The following is a 14,453-nucleotide window of genomic DNA, read 5'->3' on the forward strand; positions in this document are numbered from 1 at the left end:
ACCCGCACACCCACCCCACGCGGCTCGCCAAGGAAAAACCTCATGCCCACCGTACCGGAGAAACCATTATGTTCGGATCAAAACCATTGCCCGCCTACCAACCCGGCGCCACCTTGGGCAGGCTGTTCCAGCAAACCCACGCCATCCATGAAGCGGTGGTTGAAAGCCTGATAGGGCAAGGCCACCGGCACATGCTCGACAAATGCCGGCACCTTGAACACGCATTGTTTGGCCCAATCAATCGAATGCCCGACCGTGCCGCGCAGGAAAAAGGCCATCAGCTTCAGGCCTGGATGCACAGTTCAAGGATTGATGAAGCGCTTGCAGCCTTAGACCAGGAAAGCCACAAACACTTCGCCGTGCAACCGGATGACAAAACAAGCCTGCACGCCCTCCAGCAGCGCTACGAGCAACTGACCGCTCGCGTGGAGCGCCGCGATGCCCTGCTGGGTCGACGCGCAGCGTGGGCCGCCGCCATTGCGCCACCGTCCTGCGAGCTGGACCCGATAACGGTTGCCGTGCTGCCGCCTGCACGCCTGAGCAACCAGCTGAGTGGGCACACTCTGGAACAGGCGGTCAAACATATCAACGCTCTGGAGAAAGAGATTGCCGTGCTGGACAACCACATCAGGCAAGAGCCGCAGCCTCTGTCTCACGCCGAGGAAGACATCTTTCTCAGGCAACGCAACGCCATGACCGAGTCTCGCAATGCATGGGCAACGGGCCGTTTGAAAGGCAGCAGCCAATTCAAGTCCTCCCTTGGCTTGGTCCCGGAGCGTAAACGCCTGGAGCAGAGTCTGGAGCGGCACAAGCAACTGGCACCGGTGGAACTGACACTCCACCGACTGGAACGCACAGTCGAGACCGTGCAGCGCAACGGCCTGGGGGAGAAACTCTCGGCCCAGGCGGTCGATGCCGCACGGGACGTCTTGGTGAATTTGCGCGACGCCTGGCGCAACGGCAACCTTGATGGCAGCTCGATCGAGGGCATGAACCCTGCGCTGCTGCTGACCCCGCCAAACAACCGCCGAATCAAACTGGAATTGGCCGTCATCGAAAAGGCTTTTGTACAACTGAACGCAGTGCCCCGTACGGAACAAGCTGGCATTGCCGAGGAACGTGCGCAGTTCAAGGCAGTGATTGATTCCGCAAACAACATGCACGTCAAACACGCGGCGATCAGTCAACTTAAAGATCGCAATAAACAGCGAGCGCTGGTCGCTGAACTGAACACCGATTTGCGCACTATCTACACCGATCTGACAAACACGCTGGCCCTTCATCGCTTGACCGCTACGCAACCGTAACGCATAGCGATTTAAACAACCGTACACCAGCTTCAACCCAGCCCGGCCAAAAGAGCTCGACCACGCGCGTCAAAAACAGGCGCCCAGTGGCTGATTGCACATCGCAGTCGGCCACTGGGCCACGCTTAACTCTTCAACTCGCCAGCCCCTCTTCATCACGCGGGTCCTTGCGCCGATACGGAAACACGTCAATCACCTTCCCCGCGCGAATGGCCTCCTGCAGCCCTTTCCAATAGTCCGCGTTATACAGCTCACCATGCAGCTCATCGAACAGCTTGCGCTGGCCGGCGTCGGCGAACAGAAAAGGCGGGAATTCCTCAGGAAACACATCCAGCGGACCAATGGAGTACCACGGTTCGGAGGCCATTTCATCCTCTGGGGTACGCGGCGCGGGAATGTGGCGGAAGTGGGCCTCGGTGAGAAAGCAGATTTCATCGTAGTCATAAAACACCACCCGGCCGTGACGGGTGACGCCGAAGTTCTTGAGCAGCATGTCACCGGGAAAGATATTCGCCGCCGCCAATTGCTTGATCGCCAGCCCGTAGTCTTCCAGGGCTTCACGTACCTGGGCGGGGTTGGCGTTTTCCAGGTAGAGGTTGAGCGGGGTCATGCGCCGTTCGGTCCAGCAGTGGCGGATCAGCACGGTGTCACCTTCCACTTCGACAGTGTCGGCGGCCACTTCCAACAACTCGGCAAGGCAGTCGGGCTCGAACTTGCTCAAGGGGAAGCGAAAGTCGGCGAACTCCTGGGTATCGGCCATGCGCCCCACGCGGTCGACACTTTTGACCAGGCGGTACTTCTCGATCACCGTGGCGCGGTTGACGTTTTTCGACGGTGAGAAACGGTCCTTGATGATCTTGAACACGGTGTTGAAGCCCGGCAGGGTAAAAACGCTCATGACCATGCCACGCACGCCCGGCGCCATGATGAACTGGTCATCGGTGGTGGCCAGGTGATTGATCAGTGCGCGGTAGAACTCCGACTTGCCGTGTTTATAGAAGCCAATGGACGTGTACAGCTCGGCGATGTGCTTGCCGGGCAGGATGCGCTTGAGAAAGTCGATGAACTCGGCAGGCACGGGCACGTCGACCATGAAATAGGAGCGCGTAAAGGAAAAAATGATCGACACCTCAGCTTCGTCGGTGATCAACGCATCGATCTGAATACCCCGCCCTTCGCGGTGCAACAATGGGATCACCAACGGCCATTGTTCGTCGCGGGTGTAGATACGCCCCACCAGGTAGGCGCCTTTATTGCGGTAGAGCACCGAGGAAAACAGCTCGACGTTCAGGTCCGGGTCTTTGCACACCCAGTCCGGCAGGTTTTCGCGCAGTTGGGCTTCCAGGCGTTGCAGGTCGGCGGGCAAGTCGGCGTAGGGCTCACTGAAGCTGTAGTCCGCGAAAATCTGCGCAAGCATCTGCGCCATGTTGCCTGCAGGCGTGTAGATGCGGGTCTGCGCCGCCCGCGCCAGACGCTGGCTGGGGCGCGTGGTGTGGATAAACATGCAGCCGTCGCTGATCAGGTCATGGCTGAACAGGCTGCAGAAGACCGAGTTGTACCAAGTTTCGGACAGCTCATCGTCAAAGCGCAGGTCGATCAGGCCGATGTAGGCGCTTTTCACCTGGGGCCACAGCTCGATGTCCTGCAACACGCCCGCCTCGAAAGCAGCCCGCAGACGCGCCGTGACCTCACCCACTTTCTCTTCATACAGACTGATGCGCGCCGCCGAAGCGGCTTGCCCTTGCTGCCATTGGGCCTTTTCGAAACGCTCGCGAGCGCCATCGGTGATCTGGCGAAAGTGCTCACGATAGTCGTCGAAACCGTCGAGGATCATCCGGGCGATAGCAAGGGCGGACTGCGGCATGCGGAAAACCTCGAACGGGTATCGGGAAGCCCTGAGCTTAGCCAGTGAACCCCGGCAGGAGAAGGAGGATTTTTCATCGGCCGCCGTACTTAGCGATTGTGTCGACCGGAACGCTGGGCAACACTCCCCGGCCTGATCGTGTAGGAGTTTTCCGTGAAACCTGTCGACACTCTGTACTTGCTGGGGCTGGCCGCCATCTGGGGGGCGAGCTTCCTGTTTATGCGCATCATCGCGCCGGAAATCGGCAGCGTGCCGACTGCGTTTTTCCGCGTATCAATCGCTGCCGCCGGCTTGCTGGTGATTCTGGCGATGATGGGTGTGAACTGGGACTTCCAGGGCAAGTTCAAGACCATCCTGCTGTTGGGCGTGATCAACTCCGGGATTCCGGCGACCCTGTATTCGGTAGCGGCACAGGTGTTGCCGGCGGGTTACTCGGCCATTTTCAACGCCACCACGCCCCTGATGGGCGTGCTGATTGGTGGCATGTTTTTCAGTGAACGCCTGACGCCGTCGAAAATCGCCGGCGTGTGTCTGGGCCTGTTCGGCGTGGGCGTGCTGACCCGTGCGGGGCCGGTGGCGTTTGACCTGCAATTGTTGACGGGGGCACTGGCATGTTTGCTGGCCACCACGTGCTACGGCTTTGCCGGATTTCTCGCCCGGCGCTGGCTGGATCAGCGCGGCGGGCTCGACAGCCGCCTGTCGGCCCTGGGCAGCATGCTCGGCGCCACGTTGTTTCTGCTGCCGTTGTTCGCTTACAACGCCATCCGCCAGCCGCCGGCGAGCTGGGGTGGGTGGCAGGTGTGGATGTCGTTGCTGGGGTTGGGCCTGGTGTGTACGGCCTTTGCCTACATTCTGTACTTTCGCCTGCTGTCCTCCATCGGCCCGGTCAAGTCAATGACCGTGACCTTCATGATCCCGCCGTTCGGCGTACTGTGGGGCGCGCTGCTGCTGGATGAGCCATTGTCCATGGCCCATCTGTATGGCGGAGTATTGATTGCCGGGGCGTTATGGTTGGTGTTGCGGCCGCAGAAACTGTAGGAGCGAATACGCTCGATCCTACAGCGCGAGCATCAGTCTTTACGGAATACAAAGACCAGGCCGACAATGATTAGCCCCATCCCCAACAGGCTCAACAATGCCAGCTGATTACCGAAGATCAGGTAATCCATCACCGCCGTCACCGCTGGCACCAGATAAAACAGGCTGGTGACGTTCACCAGATTGCCCCGGGCGATCAGGCGATACAGCAACAGCGTTGCCAGCACTGACACCACCAGCCCCATCCACAGCACCGGTAGGTAAAAGCCCGCATTGTGCTCGAAATGGAATGGCTGGAACGGCACGAACACCGCGCACAACAACAGCCCAGACAGGTATTGCAGCGGCAACGTGCCCAAAGGATTGTCGGTGATGCGCTTTTGCATGATCGAGCCAAACGTCATGCTTGCCAGCGCCAGAAGCCCGAACAGCATCCCAGTCAGGGACATGCCGGCCAGTCCGATGCCTTGGTAAACCACCATGATCAACCCGGCCAAGCCCAATCCCAGGCCGAACAATCGCCGCCAGGAGCGCTGGCGCTCCATCAGCACCACGGTGAGGATCGGCTGTACGCCCATGATGGTGGCCATCACCCCAGGGGTGACTTTGAGATCCAGGGCCAGCAGATAAAAAATCTGGTACGCCCCCAATAACACCAGACCCGTCGTTGCGGCATACCGCATGGGTTTGCCAGGACGTGGCAGCTGCAACTTGAGGATCGGCACCAGCACCACTAGCCCGACCAGGGCGATGGCAAACCGGATCAGCAAAAAGGCAAAGGGTGAAGCATGAGCCAGGCCCAGCTTGGAGAAAATCGCCCCGCTGCTCCACAACAGGACAAACAGGCTCGTCGAGGCCGCCGCGGCCACGGATTGTTTCGAAAGAACAGACATGAGTTACCACCTGTGATCAGGCAAAAAAGCCGACTCGGTAAATACCGAATTTCAGTAGGTTTTTTCAGGTAGGCACAGGGCTACAGCGAACAGCTGATCAGCCCGAAATGCCAACACCCGGCGGTGATACGACTGCGTACACCGGCGTGCTACTGACAAGTGGGGGGTAGTGACTGATCTGCGCAGGCTGCTTGGCGCCGCACGGCACGACCACAGCGTTGACCGCTGAATCGACTACTGCTATGCGCTGGGAAGCTGGCATGTGCTGATCTTTTTGAAGGGATAAAGACGCGTCGACTATAACCAGCGGCAAACTTATTTAGCAATCCTTTCCCTCACAGCCTTTTGCGTGGAGGAGTTTTCATGCCCTTGAACCGGACCGCTCGCTATAATGCCGCCCGTTTTTTTTCGAAGGATTTCACAATGGCTGCCCTGCCCTGGCTGTACCTCGCGCTGCTTTCCATCGGCTATGTCGTGGCCTTGATCTACGGGCAATTGGGCGTGTTGGCGGCGGTCTCCGTGGCGCTTTTGCTGATCGCAGGATATGCCGTGCGCCAGCAACGCAACCCCTGGGCACGCTACCTCGGCCATGGTCTGTTCATCGTGCTGGCGTTGGGCCTGGCGATGCACTGGCTACCGGGTTTCTACAATGGCCGAGGCATCGCGCCTCAGCGGTTCACCGCCGATGCCGTGCCGTTCTCGATGTACCTGAACCAGGACAAACCGCTGATCGGCTTCTGGCTGCTGCTGGCCTGCCCATGGATCGTGACGCGGCGCTCATTGCGCCTGTCGATGTGCGTTACCGCCCTGGCCGTGACCCTGACGGCAATCGCAGCCTTGGGTGGCGCAGCGCTGCTGGGGATGATCAGTTGGGCACCGAAATGGCCGGACTCGGCGTGGCTGTGGGTGTTGAACAACCTACTGCTGGTGACGCTGGTGGAAGAAGCGCTGTTCGTGGCTATATCCAGGGCGGTCTGAGCCAGCGTTTCAAACACCTGCCCTACGGCGAGAACCTCGCGCTGTTGCTGGCCTCTTTGTTATTCGGGCTGGTACACCTGGGCGCAGGTTGGCAGTGGGTGCTGCTGGCGAGTATTGCCGGCGTCGGTTACGGCCTGGCGTATCGCTTCGGCGGGTTGGGCGCGGCCATTGCCACGCACTTTGGCTTGAATCTGCTTCACTTCGGGCTGTTCACTTATCCGATGCTGGCCAGCTGAGCTGTAACCCGCTCGTCCGGATTGTTGCAAAAAATAAGTTAAATAAATGCCCGGCATGGCCGATAACCCCTGAAAGCCTTGCGGATTGAACAATCATGCGTAATAACCAACCCGTTACCCAGCGCGAACGTACCTTCCCCGCTCAGCAACGGTTGATCTCCACCACAGACGCCAAGGGTGTGATCACCTACTGCAACGACGCCTTTGTCGAAATCAGTGGGTTCACCCGCGACGAACTGACCCGCGCCCCGCACAATCTGGTGCGTCACCCGGACGTTCCGGCGGCGGTGTTCGCGCACATGTGGTCGACGCTCAAACAAGGCTTGCCATGGATGGGCATTGTCAAGAATCGCTGCAAGACCGGTGACCACTACTGGGTTAACGCCTATGTGACACCGGTCTTCGACGGCAACCAGGTGATCGGCTACGAATCGGTGCGCATCAAGCCCACCGCCGAGCAGATCCGCCGGGCCGAAGCGCTCTATCAACGCATCAACCAGGGCAAGTCGGCCGTTCCCCAGCGGGACAAGTGGCTGCCGGTGCTGCAGGACTGGCTGCCATTTATCCTGGTCAGCCAGTTGAGCTTCATGATCGGTGCCACCCTCACGTCCCAGTGGGGTTTTGCCTTGGCGGCAGCGCTGTCGGTGCCGTTGGGCCTGCTGGGCCTGAGCTGGCAACAGCGCGGCCTCAAGCGTTTGCTGCGCCTGGCCGAGCAGACCACCTCCGACCCGTTGATCGCGCAGATGTACACCGACAGCCGCGGCGCCCAGGCGCGGCTGGAAATGTCGATCCTCAGCCAGGAAGCGCGTCTGAAGACCTGCCTCACCCGCCTGCAGGACACTGCCGAACACCTCAACGACCAGGCCGCGCAGTCCAACACCCTGGCGCACAACAGCTCCAGCGGCCTGGAGCGCCAGCGCGTAGAGACGGAACAGGTAGCCACTGCGGTCAATCAGATGGCAGCGACCACCCAGGAAGTCGCCAGCCACGTGCAGCGCACGGCAGATGCCACCCAGGAAGCCAATCGCCTGACCGGCCGCGGCCGCGATATCGCCGGGGAAACCCGTGAGGCGATTCAGCGCCTGTCGGTGGCGGTGGGCGAAACCGGTATCACCGTCACGCAACTGGCCAAGGACAGCGATGAAATCGGCGGCGTGGTGGATGTGATCAAAGGCATTGCCGACCAGACCAACCTGCTGGCCTTGAACGCCGCCATCGAAGCGGCGCGCGCCGGTGAGATGGGCCGTGGGTTTGCGGTGGTGGCGGATGAAGTGCGCCAGTTGGCGCAACGCACCGCTGAATCGACCGGACAGATCCATACCCTGATCGCCAAACTGCAGCAGACGGCCGCCGCCGCCGTGCAAACCATGGACGCCGGGCATCGCCAGGCCGAAGAGGGTGTGGCACGGGTGATGGAAGCGGATCAGGCGCTGGTCGGTATCAGTGAGGCGGTGGCGAATATCACCGACATGACCACGCAGATCGCCGCCGCGACTGAAGAGCAAAGCGCGGTTGCCGAAGAGATCAGCCGTAACATCAGCACCATTGCGTTGCTGGCGGACCAGACCTCGGAACAGGCGATGAATTCGGCGCAGTTGAGTGAAGAGTTGACGCATACGGCCAATACCCAGTACTCGCTGGTAGAGCGTTTTAACCGATAGACCGCTATCGGGGGCAAGCCCCCTCCCACATTTTGACCACATTCCAAATTTGGAACTCGGTCGAATGTGGGAGGGGGCTTGCCCCCGATAGGGCCCTAACAGGCACCAAGAAACCCAGCCACCTTCACCGCAGCAGCCTCCAGATGCTGTGCATGGCTAAACCCGGAAGCCTTCAACGGCTTCAAATCATGATCCCCCGCCACCAGCCACATCACCTCGATGCTCGGCGACAGCTCATACCCCTCCACCGCCGCCCGATTACCCAGTGCATCACGCTCGCCCTGCACAATCAGCGTCGGCGTCTTAAGCGCAGCCAAATGCTCTACCCGAGGTTTTTCCGGCTTGCCCACCGCATAGAACGGATAGCCCAGGCACACCAACCCAGCGGCGTCCAGTTCGTCGGCCAATAAACTGGCCATCCGCCCGCCCATGGATTTGCCGCCAATCGCCACCTTGCCCGCGACATGACGCCGCACCAGGGCATACACCTCCCGCCACGCCTCCAGCAGTTTCGGCGCCGGGTTCGGTGGGCGCTTGCCTCCGTCCAACCGGCGCTGGGCCATGTAGGGAAACTCGAAGCGCACGACGTTGACGCCATGCCCGGCAAGGCGCGCAGCCATGTCGTTCATGAACCCCGAGTCCATCGGCGCGCCGGCGCCATGGGCCAGGATCAACGTGACGGGCTCGCCTGAAACCGCCTGCGCCGCGACATCCCATAACCAGCCGCGTTCACGCACACACTGCGCCCATTGATCCCCGTCAATACTGGCCTTGTGCTCTTTGCCCATGCTTGCCTCGCTTTTTAGTCTGCCTATAACTCCAGCCCAAGTGCCGCTCCGGCTTGGGTTGAACCGTGGATGGGGAACCATGAACACTACTTTAAGTACCGCCTATAACTACAAGGTGGTCCGCCAATTCGCCATTATGACGGTGGTGTGGGGCATCGTCGGCATGGGCCTCGGGGTTTTTCTCGCGGCCCAATTGGTTTGGCCTGCGCTCAACTTCGATTTGCCCTGGACCAGCTTCGGTCGCCTGCGCCCGCTGCACACCAACGCCGTGATCTTTGCCTTCGGTGGCTGCGCACTGTTCGCCAGCTCCTTCTATTCGGTGCAGCGCACCTGCCAGACACAGCTGTTCGCACCGAAAATCGCCGCGTTCTGCTTCTGGGGCTGGCAGCTCGTCATCCTGTTGGCCGCGATCAGCCTGCCGCTGGGCTACACCAGTTCCAAGGAATACGCCGAGCTGGAATGGCCGATCGACATCCTGATCACCATCGTCTGGGTGGCCTATGCCATCGTGTTCTTCGGCACGATCATGAAGCGCAACACCAAGCACATCTATGTGGGTAACTGGTTTTTCGGCGCATTCATCATCACCGTGGCGATCCTGCATATCGTCAACAACCTGGAAATCCCGGTCAGCCTGACCAAGTCCTACTCGCTGTACGGCGGTGCGACGGATGCGATGGTGCAGTGGTGGTACGGGCATAACGCCGTAGGCTTTTTCCTCACCGCCGGCTTCCTTGGGATGATGTACTACTTCGTGCCCAAGCAGGCCGAACGCCCGGTGTATTCGTATCGTTTGTCCATCGTGCACTTCTGGGCGCTGATCACCCTGTATATCTGGGCCGGCCCCCACCACCTGCACTACACCGCGTTGCCGGATTGGGCACAGTCGCTGGGCATGGTGATGTCGCTGGTGCTGCTGGCACCGAGCTGGGGCGGCATGATCAACGGCATGATGACGCTCTCGGGCGCCTGGCATAAGTTGCGCAGCGACCCGATCCTGCGCTTCCTCGTGGTGTCCCTGGCGTTCTACGGCATGTCCACTTTCGAAGGCCCGATGATGGCGATCAAAACCGTCAACGCCCTCTCCCACTACACCGACTGGACCATCGGCCACGTCCACGCCGGCGCACTCGGTTGGGTGGCGATGATTTCCATCGGTGCGCTGTACCACATGATTCCCAAAGTCTTCGGGCGTGAGCAGATGTACAGCCTCGGCCTGATCAACGCGCACTTCTGGCTGGCCACTATCGGCACCGTGCTCTACATCGCTTCGATGTGGGTCAACGGCATCGCCCAGGGCCTGATGTGGCGTGCGATCAATGAGGACGGCACCCTGACCTACTCCTTCGTCGAAACCCTGGTGGCCAGCCACCCGGGCTACATCGTGCGGCTGGTGGGCGGAGCGGTGTTCCTCAGCGGCATGTTCCTGATGGCTTACAACACATGGCGCACCGTGCGCGCGGTACAGCCCGCCGACGCCGTGCCTGTCGCGCAACTGGCCTGAGGAGGTTGTGATGAAACACGAAGTCATTGAAAAAAACGTCGGCCTGCTGATGCTGCTGATGGTGCTCGCCGTGAGCATCGGCGGCCTGACCCAGATCGTCCCGTTGTTCTTCCAGGACGTGACCAACAAGCCGGTCGAAGGCATGAAACCCTACACCGCGCTGCAGCTGGAGGGCCGCGACATCTACATCCGTGAAGGCTGCGTGCAGTGCCACTCGCAGATGATCCGCCCGTTCCGCGCCGAGACCGAACGCTACGGCCATTACTCGGTGGCCGGCGAAAGCGTGTGGGACCACCCGTTCTTGTGGGGCTCCAAGCGCACCGGGCCGGACCTGGCCCGCGTGGGCGCACGCTACTCGGACGACTGGCACCGCGCGCACCTGTACAACCCGCGCAACGTGGTGCCCGAGTCGAAAATGCCGGCCTATCCGTGGCTGGTGACGGCTCAGGTCGACAGCAGCCACACCGAGACCAAGCTGAACGTCATGCGCACCCTGGGCGTGCCTTACACCGACGAAGACATTCGTGGCGCAGTCGCGAGCCTCAAGGGCAAGACCGAAATGGACGCGCTGGTTTCCTACCTGCAAGTGCTCGGCACTGCCATCAAGAGCAAGAGGTGAGCCATGGGATTTGAATTCGACGCGGGCACTATCCGCGGCCTCGGCACGCTGGTGGTCGCCATCGCTTTCATCGGCTTGTCGCTGTGGGTGTTCAACAACCGCCGCAACGCGGACTTCGAGCAGGCGCGCCTGCTGCCGTTCGCCGATGAACCTTCTCCCTCCGACGCTCAAGAAGCGCCCGCACCAAGGAGCACTCGGCCATGACTACCTTCTGGAGTACATGGATCTGCGTACTGACCCTCGGCAGCCTGATCGGCCTGACCTGGCTGTTGATCGGCACCCGCAAGGGCGAAACCCACGGCAGCGTCGACCAAACCATGGGCCACGCCTTCGACGGCATCGAGGAATACGACAACCCACTGCCCCAGTGGTGGTTCATGCTGTTCGTCGGCACGCTGGTGTTTGCCGTCGGCTACCTGGTCCTCTACCCGGGCCTGGGTAACTGGAAAGGTGTGTTGCCGGGCTATGAAGACGGCTGGACATCGACCAAGGAATGGGACAAGGAGATGGCCAAGGCCGACGCCAGGTTCGGGCCGATCTACGCCAAATTCGCAGCGATGCCGGTGGAAGAAGTGGCCAAAGACCCGCAAGCCTTGAAGATGGGCGGTCGCCTGTTCGCCTCCAACTGCGCGGTGTGCCACGGCTCGGATGCCAAGGGCGCGTACGGCTTCCCCAACCTGGCGGACAGCCACTGGCGCTGGGGCGGTTCGGCCGCAGCGATCAAGGCCACCATCCTGGGCGGTCGCCACGCGGCGATGCCGGCCTGGGGTGAAGTGCTGGGCGAGGATGGGGTAAAGAATGTTGCCGCGTATATACGCCACGACCTGGCCAAGTTGCCCTTACCGGCCGACAGCACGGCCGACCTGGCGGCGGGCCAGGCCGCATTCAACACCACCTGTGTTGCCTGCCACGGGCCGCAGGGCCACGGTGTGGAAGCCATGGGCGCGCCAAACCTGACCGAGCCTGCAGGGTTTATCTACGGCACCAGCCTGGCGCAGCTGCAACAGACCATCCGTCATGGTCGCCAGGGCCAGATGCCTGCGCAGGAAGTGCTGCAAGGCAATGACAAGGTGCACCTGCTGGCGGCTTATGTTTATAGCCTTTCCCATCAGTAACAGCAGATGAGCTGCAAGTCTTAAGCATCAAGCTGCAAGAGAAGAGCGTCCAACTCGGATCTTGCAGCTGCTTTTACTTGCAGCTTGCAGCTTGCAGCTTGAAACTTCCCATTGCCGCTGCGCGGCTCCTTTCCCCTCCTGCCATTCGGGTCTACGCTTGCTTTCAAGCGAAGCGATTGCGGTGCACCCAACGCCCCTCGTCAAGGCTTCGATATTTTCCTGTCCACTTGATCAGCTTTCAATTAGGATTTTATCCTTACGCCAAACATGGAAAGGGCGCAGAATCTGGCGTGGAACGCATTGATACAGGTCAGTCATTGCGTTGCAATGGCCCCTCGCTTTCTACATACTTGCGGCCGATTTTACCTATAAAAAAACCTAAACCGTGGAACCTTAGAATGAGCACAGCAATCAGTCCGACTGCTTATAACTATAAGGTCGTTCGCCAGTTCGCCATCATGACGGTGGTCTGGGGGATCCTTGGCATGGGGCTCGGGGTGTTCATCGCCTCGCAACTGGTTTGGCCGCAATTGAATTTCGACCTGCCCTGGACGACCTTCGGCCGCCTGCGCCCGCTGCACACCAACCTGGTGATCTTTGCCTTCGGTGGCTGTGCGCTGTTTGCCACCTCCTACTACGTCGTGCAACGCACCTGCCAGACGCGACTGATTTCCGATGGCCTTGCCGCCTTTACCTTCTGGGGCTGGCAGGCGGTCATCGTCGGCGCCATCATCAGCCTGCCCCTGGGCTACACCACCACCAAGGAATACGCCGAGCTGGAGTGGCCGATTGCCATTTTGCTCGCCATTGTGTGGGTGACCTACGCCGTGGTGTTCTTCGGCACCATCGTCAAGCGCAAGACCAAGCACATCTATGTCGGCAACTGGTTTTACGGGGCGTTCATCCTGGTCACAGCGATGTTGCACATCGTCAACCACGCGTCCCTGCCGGTCAGCCTGTTCAAGTCCTACTCGGCCTATGCCGGCGCGACGGACGCGATGATCCAGTGGTGGTACGGGCATAATGCCGTGGGCTTTTTCCTCACCACCGGCTTCCTCGGGATGATGTACTACTTCGTGCCCAAGCAGGCCGAACGTCCCATCTATTCCTACCGCCTGTCCATCGTGCACTTCTGGGCGCTGATCACCCTGTACATCTGGGCCGGTCCGCACCACCTGCACTACACCGCGCTGCCGGACTGGGCGCAGTCGTTGGGCATGGCGATGTCGATCATCCTGCTGGCGCCGAGCTGGGGCGGCATGATCAACGGCATGATGACGCTCTCGGGCGCCTGGCATAAGCTGCGCACCGACCCGATCCTGCGCTTTCTGGTGGTTTCGCTAGCGTTCTACGGCATGTCGACCTTCGAAGGCCCGATGATGGCGATCAAGACCGTCAACTCGCTCTCCCACTACACCGACTGGACCATCGGCCACGTCCACGCCGGCGCTCTGGGCTGGGTGGCGATGATCTCCATCGGCGCGCTGTACCACATGATCCCCAAGCTGTTCGGGCGTGCGCAGATGCACAGCGTCGGGCTGATCAACACGCACTTCTGGCTGGCCACTATCGGCACCGTGCTCTACATCGCCTCGATGTGGGTCAACGGCATTACCCAGGGCCTGATGTGGCGTGCGATCAACGACGACGGCACCCTCACCTACTCGTTCGTTGAAGCGCTGCAAGCCAGCCACCCGGGCTATATCGTGCGCGCCCTGGGCGGTGCGTTCTTCGCCACCGGCATGCTGTTCATGGCCTACAACGTCTGGCGCACCGTGCGTGCCTCCGACCCTGAGCAAGCTGAAGCCGCCGCCAAGATCGCTGTCGTGGGAGCCCACTGATGAAGCATGAAGTAGTCGAGAAGAATATCGGCCTGCTGGCCTTCTTCATGGTCATCGCCGTGAGCATCGGCGGCCTGACCCAGATCGTCCCGCTGTTCTTCCAGGACGTGACCAACAAGCCGGTCGAAGGCATGAAACCGCGCACCGCCCTCGAACTGGAAGGCCGCGACGTTTACATCGCCAACGGTTGCGTGGGCTGCCACTCGCAGATGATCCGCCCGTTCCGCGCCGAAACCGAACGCTATGGCCACTACTCGGTCGCCGGTGAAAGCGTGTGGGACCACCCGTTCCTGTGGGGTTCCAAGCGTACCGGCCCGGACCTGGCCCGCGTGGGCGGGCGTTACTCCGATGACTGGCACCGCGCGCACTTGTACAACCCGCGCAACGTGGTGCCGGAGTCAAAAATGCCGGCGTACCCGTTCCTGGTGGAACACAAGCTCGACGGCAAGGACACCGCGAAAAAAATGGAAGTCCTGCGCACCCTGGGCGTGCCCTACACCGACGAAGACATCGCCGGTGCGGCAGCCGCCGTCAAAGGCAAGACCGAAATGGACGCGTTGGTGGCCTACCTGCAGGGCCTTGGCACCCTCATCAAAAGCAAACGGTGAC

Annotated in this window: 13 protein-coding genes and 1 pseudogene; 10 read left to right on the forward strand and 4 right to left on the reverse strand. The window is 60.7% G+C overall.

Annotation, left to right across the window (positions count from 1 at the left end; all coding sequences use genetic code 11):
* Positions 1 to 77 precede the first annotated feature (77 nt).
* Positions 78 to 278 carry a hypothetical protein gene (locus tag C4J89_RS18960; RefSeq protein ID WP_124415288.1) on the reverse strand — a complete coding sequence of 67 codons (201 nt, stop codon included), beginning with the start codon at positions 276 to 278 and terminating at the stop codon, positions 78 to 80.
* Here C4J89_RS18960 and C4J89_RS18965 point away from each other — a divergent pair.
* A complete protein-coding gene (locus tag C4J89_RS18965) occupies positions 246 to 1,307 on the forward strand; it encodes a hypothetical protein (protein WP_124415289.1) in 1,062 nt (353 codons plus the stop codon). The two genes, C4J89_RS18960 and C4J89_RS18965, sit on opposite strands and share 33 nt — an antisense overlap.
* 133 nt (positions 1,308 to 1,440) lie before the next feature.
* Here C4J89_RS18965 and aceK read toward each other — a convergent pair whose 3' ends face one another.
* Positions 1,441 to 3,171 (reverse strand): bifunctional isocitrate dehydrogenase kinase/phosphatase, encoded by a 1,731-nt coding sequence (gene aceK / locus C4J89_RS18970; RefSeq protein ID WP_124415290.1) that lies wholly within the window; start codon positions 3,169 to 3,171, stop codon positions 1,441 to 1,443.
* 153 nt (positions 3,172 to 3,324) lie between these two features.
* On the opposite strand from aceK, the gene C4J89_RS18975 reads away from it, so the two are divergent.
* Positions 3,325 to 4,209 (forward strand): DMT family transporter, encoded by an 885-nt coding sequence (locus C4J89_RS18975; protein WP_124415291.1) that lies wholly within the window; start codon positions 3,325 to 3,327, stop codon positions 4,207 to 4,209.
* Between the two features lie 32 nt (positions 4,210 to 4,241).
* On the opposite strand, the gene C4J89_RS18980 is transcribed toward C4J89_RS18975, so the two are convergent.
* On the reverse strand, positions 4,242 to 5,102 hold the full coding sequence (locus C4J89_RS18980; protein WP_124363876.1) for a DMT family transporter: 861 nt from the start codon (positions 5,100 to 5,102) through the stop codon (positions 4,242 to 4,244).
* A 423-nt stretch (positions 5,103 to 5,525) separates the two neighbouring features.
* Here C4J89_RS18980 and C4J89_RS18985 point away from each other — a divergent pair.
* Together C4J89_RS18985 and C4J89_RS18990 are read left to right on the forward strand one after the other, a co-directional pair.
* Positions 5,526 to 6,316 (forward strand): annotated as a pseudogene (locus tag C4J89_RS18985) (type II CAAX prenyl endopeptidase Rce1 family protein).
* Between the two features lie 95 nt (positions 6,317 to 6,411).
* Entirely contained in the window at positions 6,412 to 7,977 is a 1,566-nt protein-coding gene (locus C4J89_RS18990) for a PAS domain-containing methyl-accepting chemotaxis protein (RefSeq protein ID WP_124363878.1), read from the forward strand.
* Positions 7,978 to 8,072: 95 nt separating this feature from the next.
* On the opposite strand, the gene C4J89_RS18995 is transcribed toward C4J89_RS18990, so the two are convergent.
* Entirely contained in the window at positions 8,073 to 8,765 is a 693-nt protein-coding gene (locus C4J89_RS18995; RefSeq protein ID WP_124415292.1) for an alpha/beta family hydrolase, read from the reverse strand.
* 79 nt (positions 8,766 to 8,844) lie between these two features.
* Here C4J89_RS18995 and ccoN (C4J89_RS19000) point away from each other — a divergent pair, with 79 nt between their 5' ends.
* The 6 genes from ccoN (C4J89_RS19000) (at position 8,845) to ccoO (C4J89_RS19025) (ending at position 14,452) form a co-directional block, all read left to right on the forward strand.
* Positions 8,845 to 10,269 carry a cytochrome-c oxidase, cbb3-type subunit I gene (gene ccoN / locus C4J89_RS19000; RefSeq protein WP_124363880.1) on the forward strand — a complete coding sequence of 475 codons (1,425 nt, stop codon included), beginning with the start codon at positions 8,845 to 8,847 and terminating at the stop codon, positions 10,267 to 10,269.
* A 10-nt stretch (positions 10,270 to 10,279) separates the two neighbouring features.
* Entirely contained in the window at positions 10,280 to 10,888 is a 609-nt protein-coding gene (gene ccoO, locus C4J89_RS19005; RefSeq protein ID WP_124415293.1) for a cytochrome-c oxidase, cbb3-type subunit II, read from the forward strand.
* A 3-nt stretch (positions 10,889 to 10,891) separates the two neighbouring features.
* Positions 10,892 to 11,092, forward strand: a complete 201-nt coding sequence (locus C4J89_RS19010; RefSeq protein WP_124363882.1) for a cbb3-type cytochrome c oxidase subunit 3 — start codon at positions 10,892 to 10,894, stop codon at positions 11,090 to 11,092.
* On the forward strand, positions 11,089 to 12,003 hold the full coding sequence (gene ccoP, locus C4J89_RS19015) for a cytochrome-c oxidase, cbb3-type subunit III (RefSeq protein WP_124415294.1): 915 nt from the start codon (positions 11,089 to 11,091) through the stop codon (positions 12,001 to 12,003). The genes C4J89_RS19010 and ccoP overlap by 4 nt, the downstream gene beginning before the upstream one ends.
* 398 nt (positions 12,004 to 12,401) lie before the next feature.
* Positions 12,402 to 13,844, forward strand: a complete 1,443-nt coding sequence (gene ccoN / locus C4J89_RS19020; RefSeq protein ID WP_124363884.1) for a cytochrome-c oxidase, cbb3-type subunit I — start codon at positions 12,402 to 12,404, stop codon at positions 13,842 to 13,844.
* Positions 13,844 to 14,452 (forward strand): cytochrome-c oxidase, cbb3-type subunit II, encoded by a 609-nt coding sequence (ccoO, locus tag C4J89_RS19025; RefSeq protein WP_124363885.1) that lies wholly within the window; start codon positions 13,844 to 13,846, stop codon positions 14,450 to 14,452. The genes ccoN (C4J89_RS19020) and ccoO (C4J89_RS19025) overlap by 1 nt, the downstream gene beginning before the upstream one ends.
* Position 14,453 lies beyond the last annotated feature (1 nt).

The sequence above is a fragment of the Pseudomonas sp. R4-35-07 genome, from assembly GCF_003852235.1.
In the GTDB taxonomy this organism is placed as follows: Bacteria; Pseudomonadota; Gammaproteobacteria; order Pseudomonadales; family Pseudomonadaceae; genus Aquipseudomonas.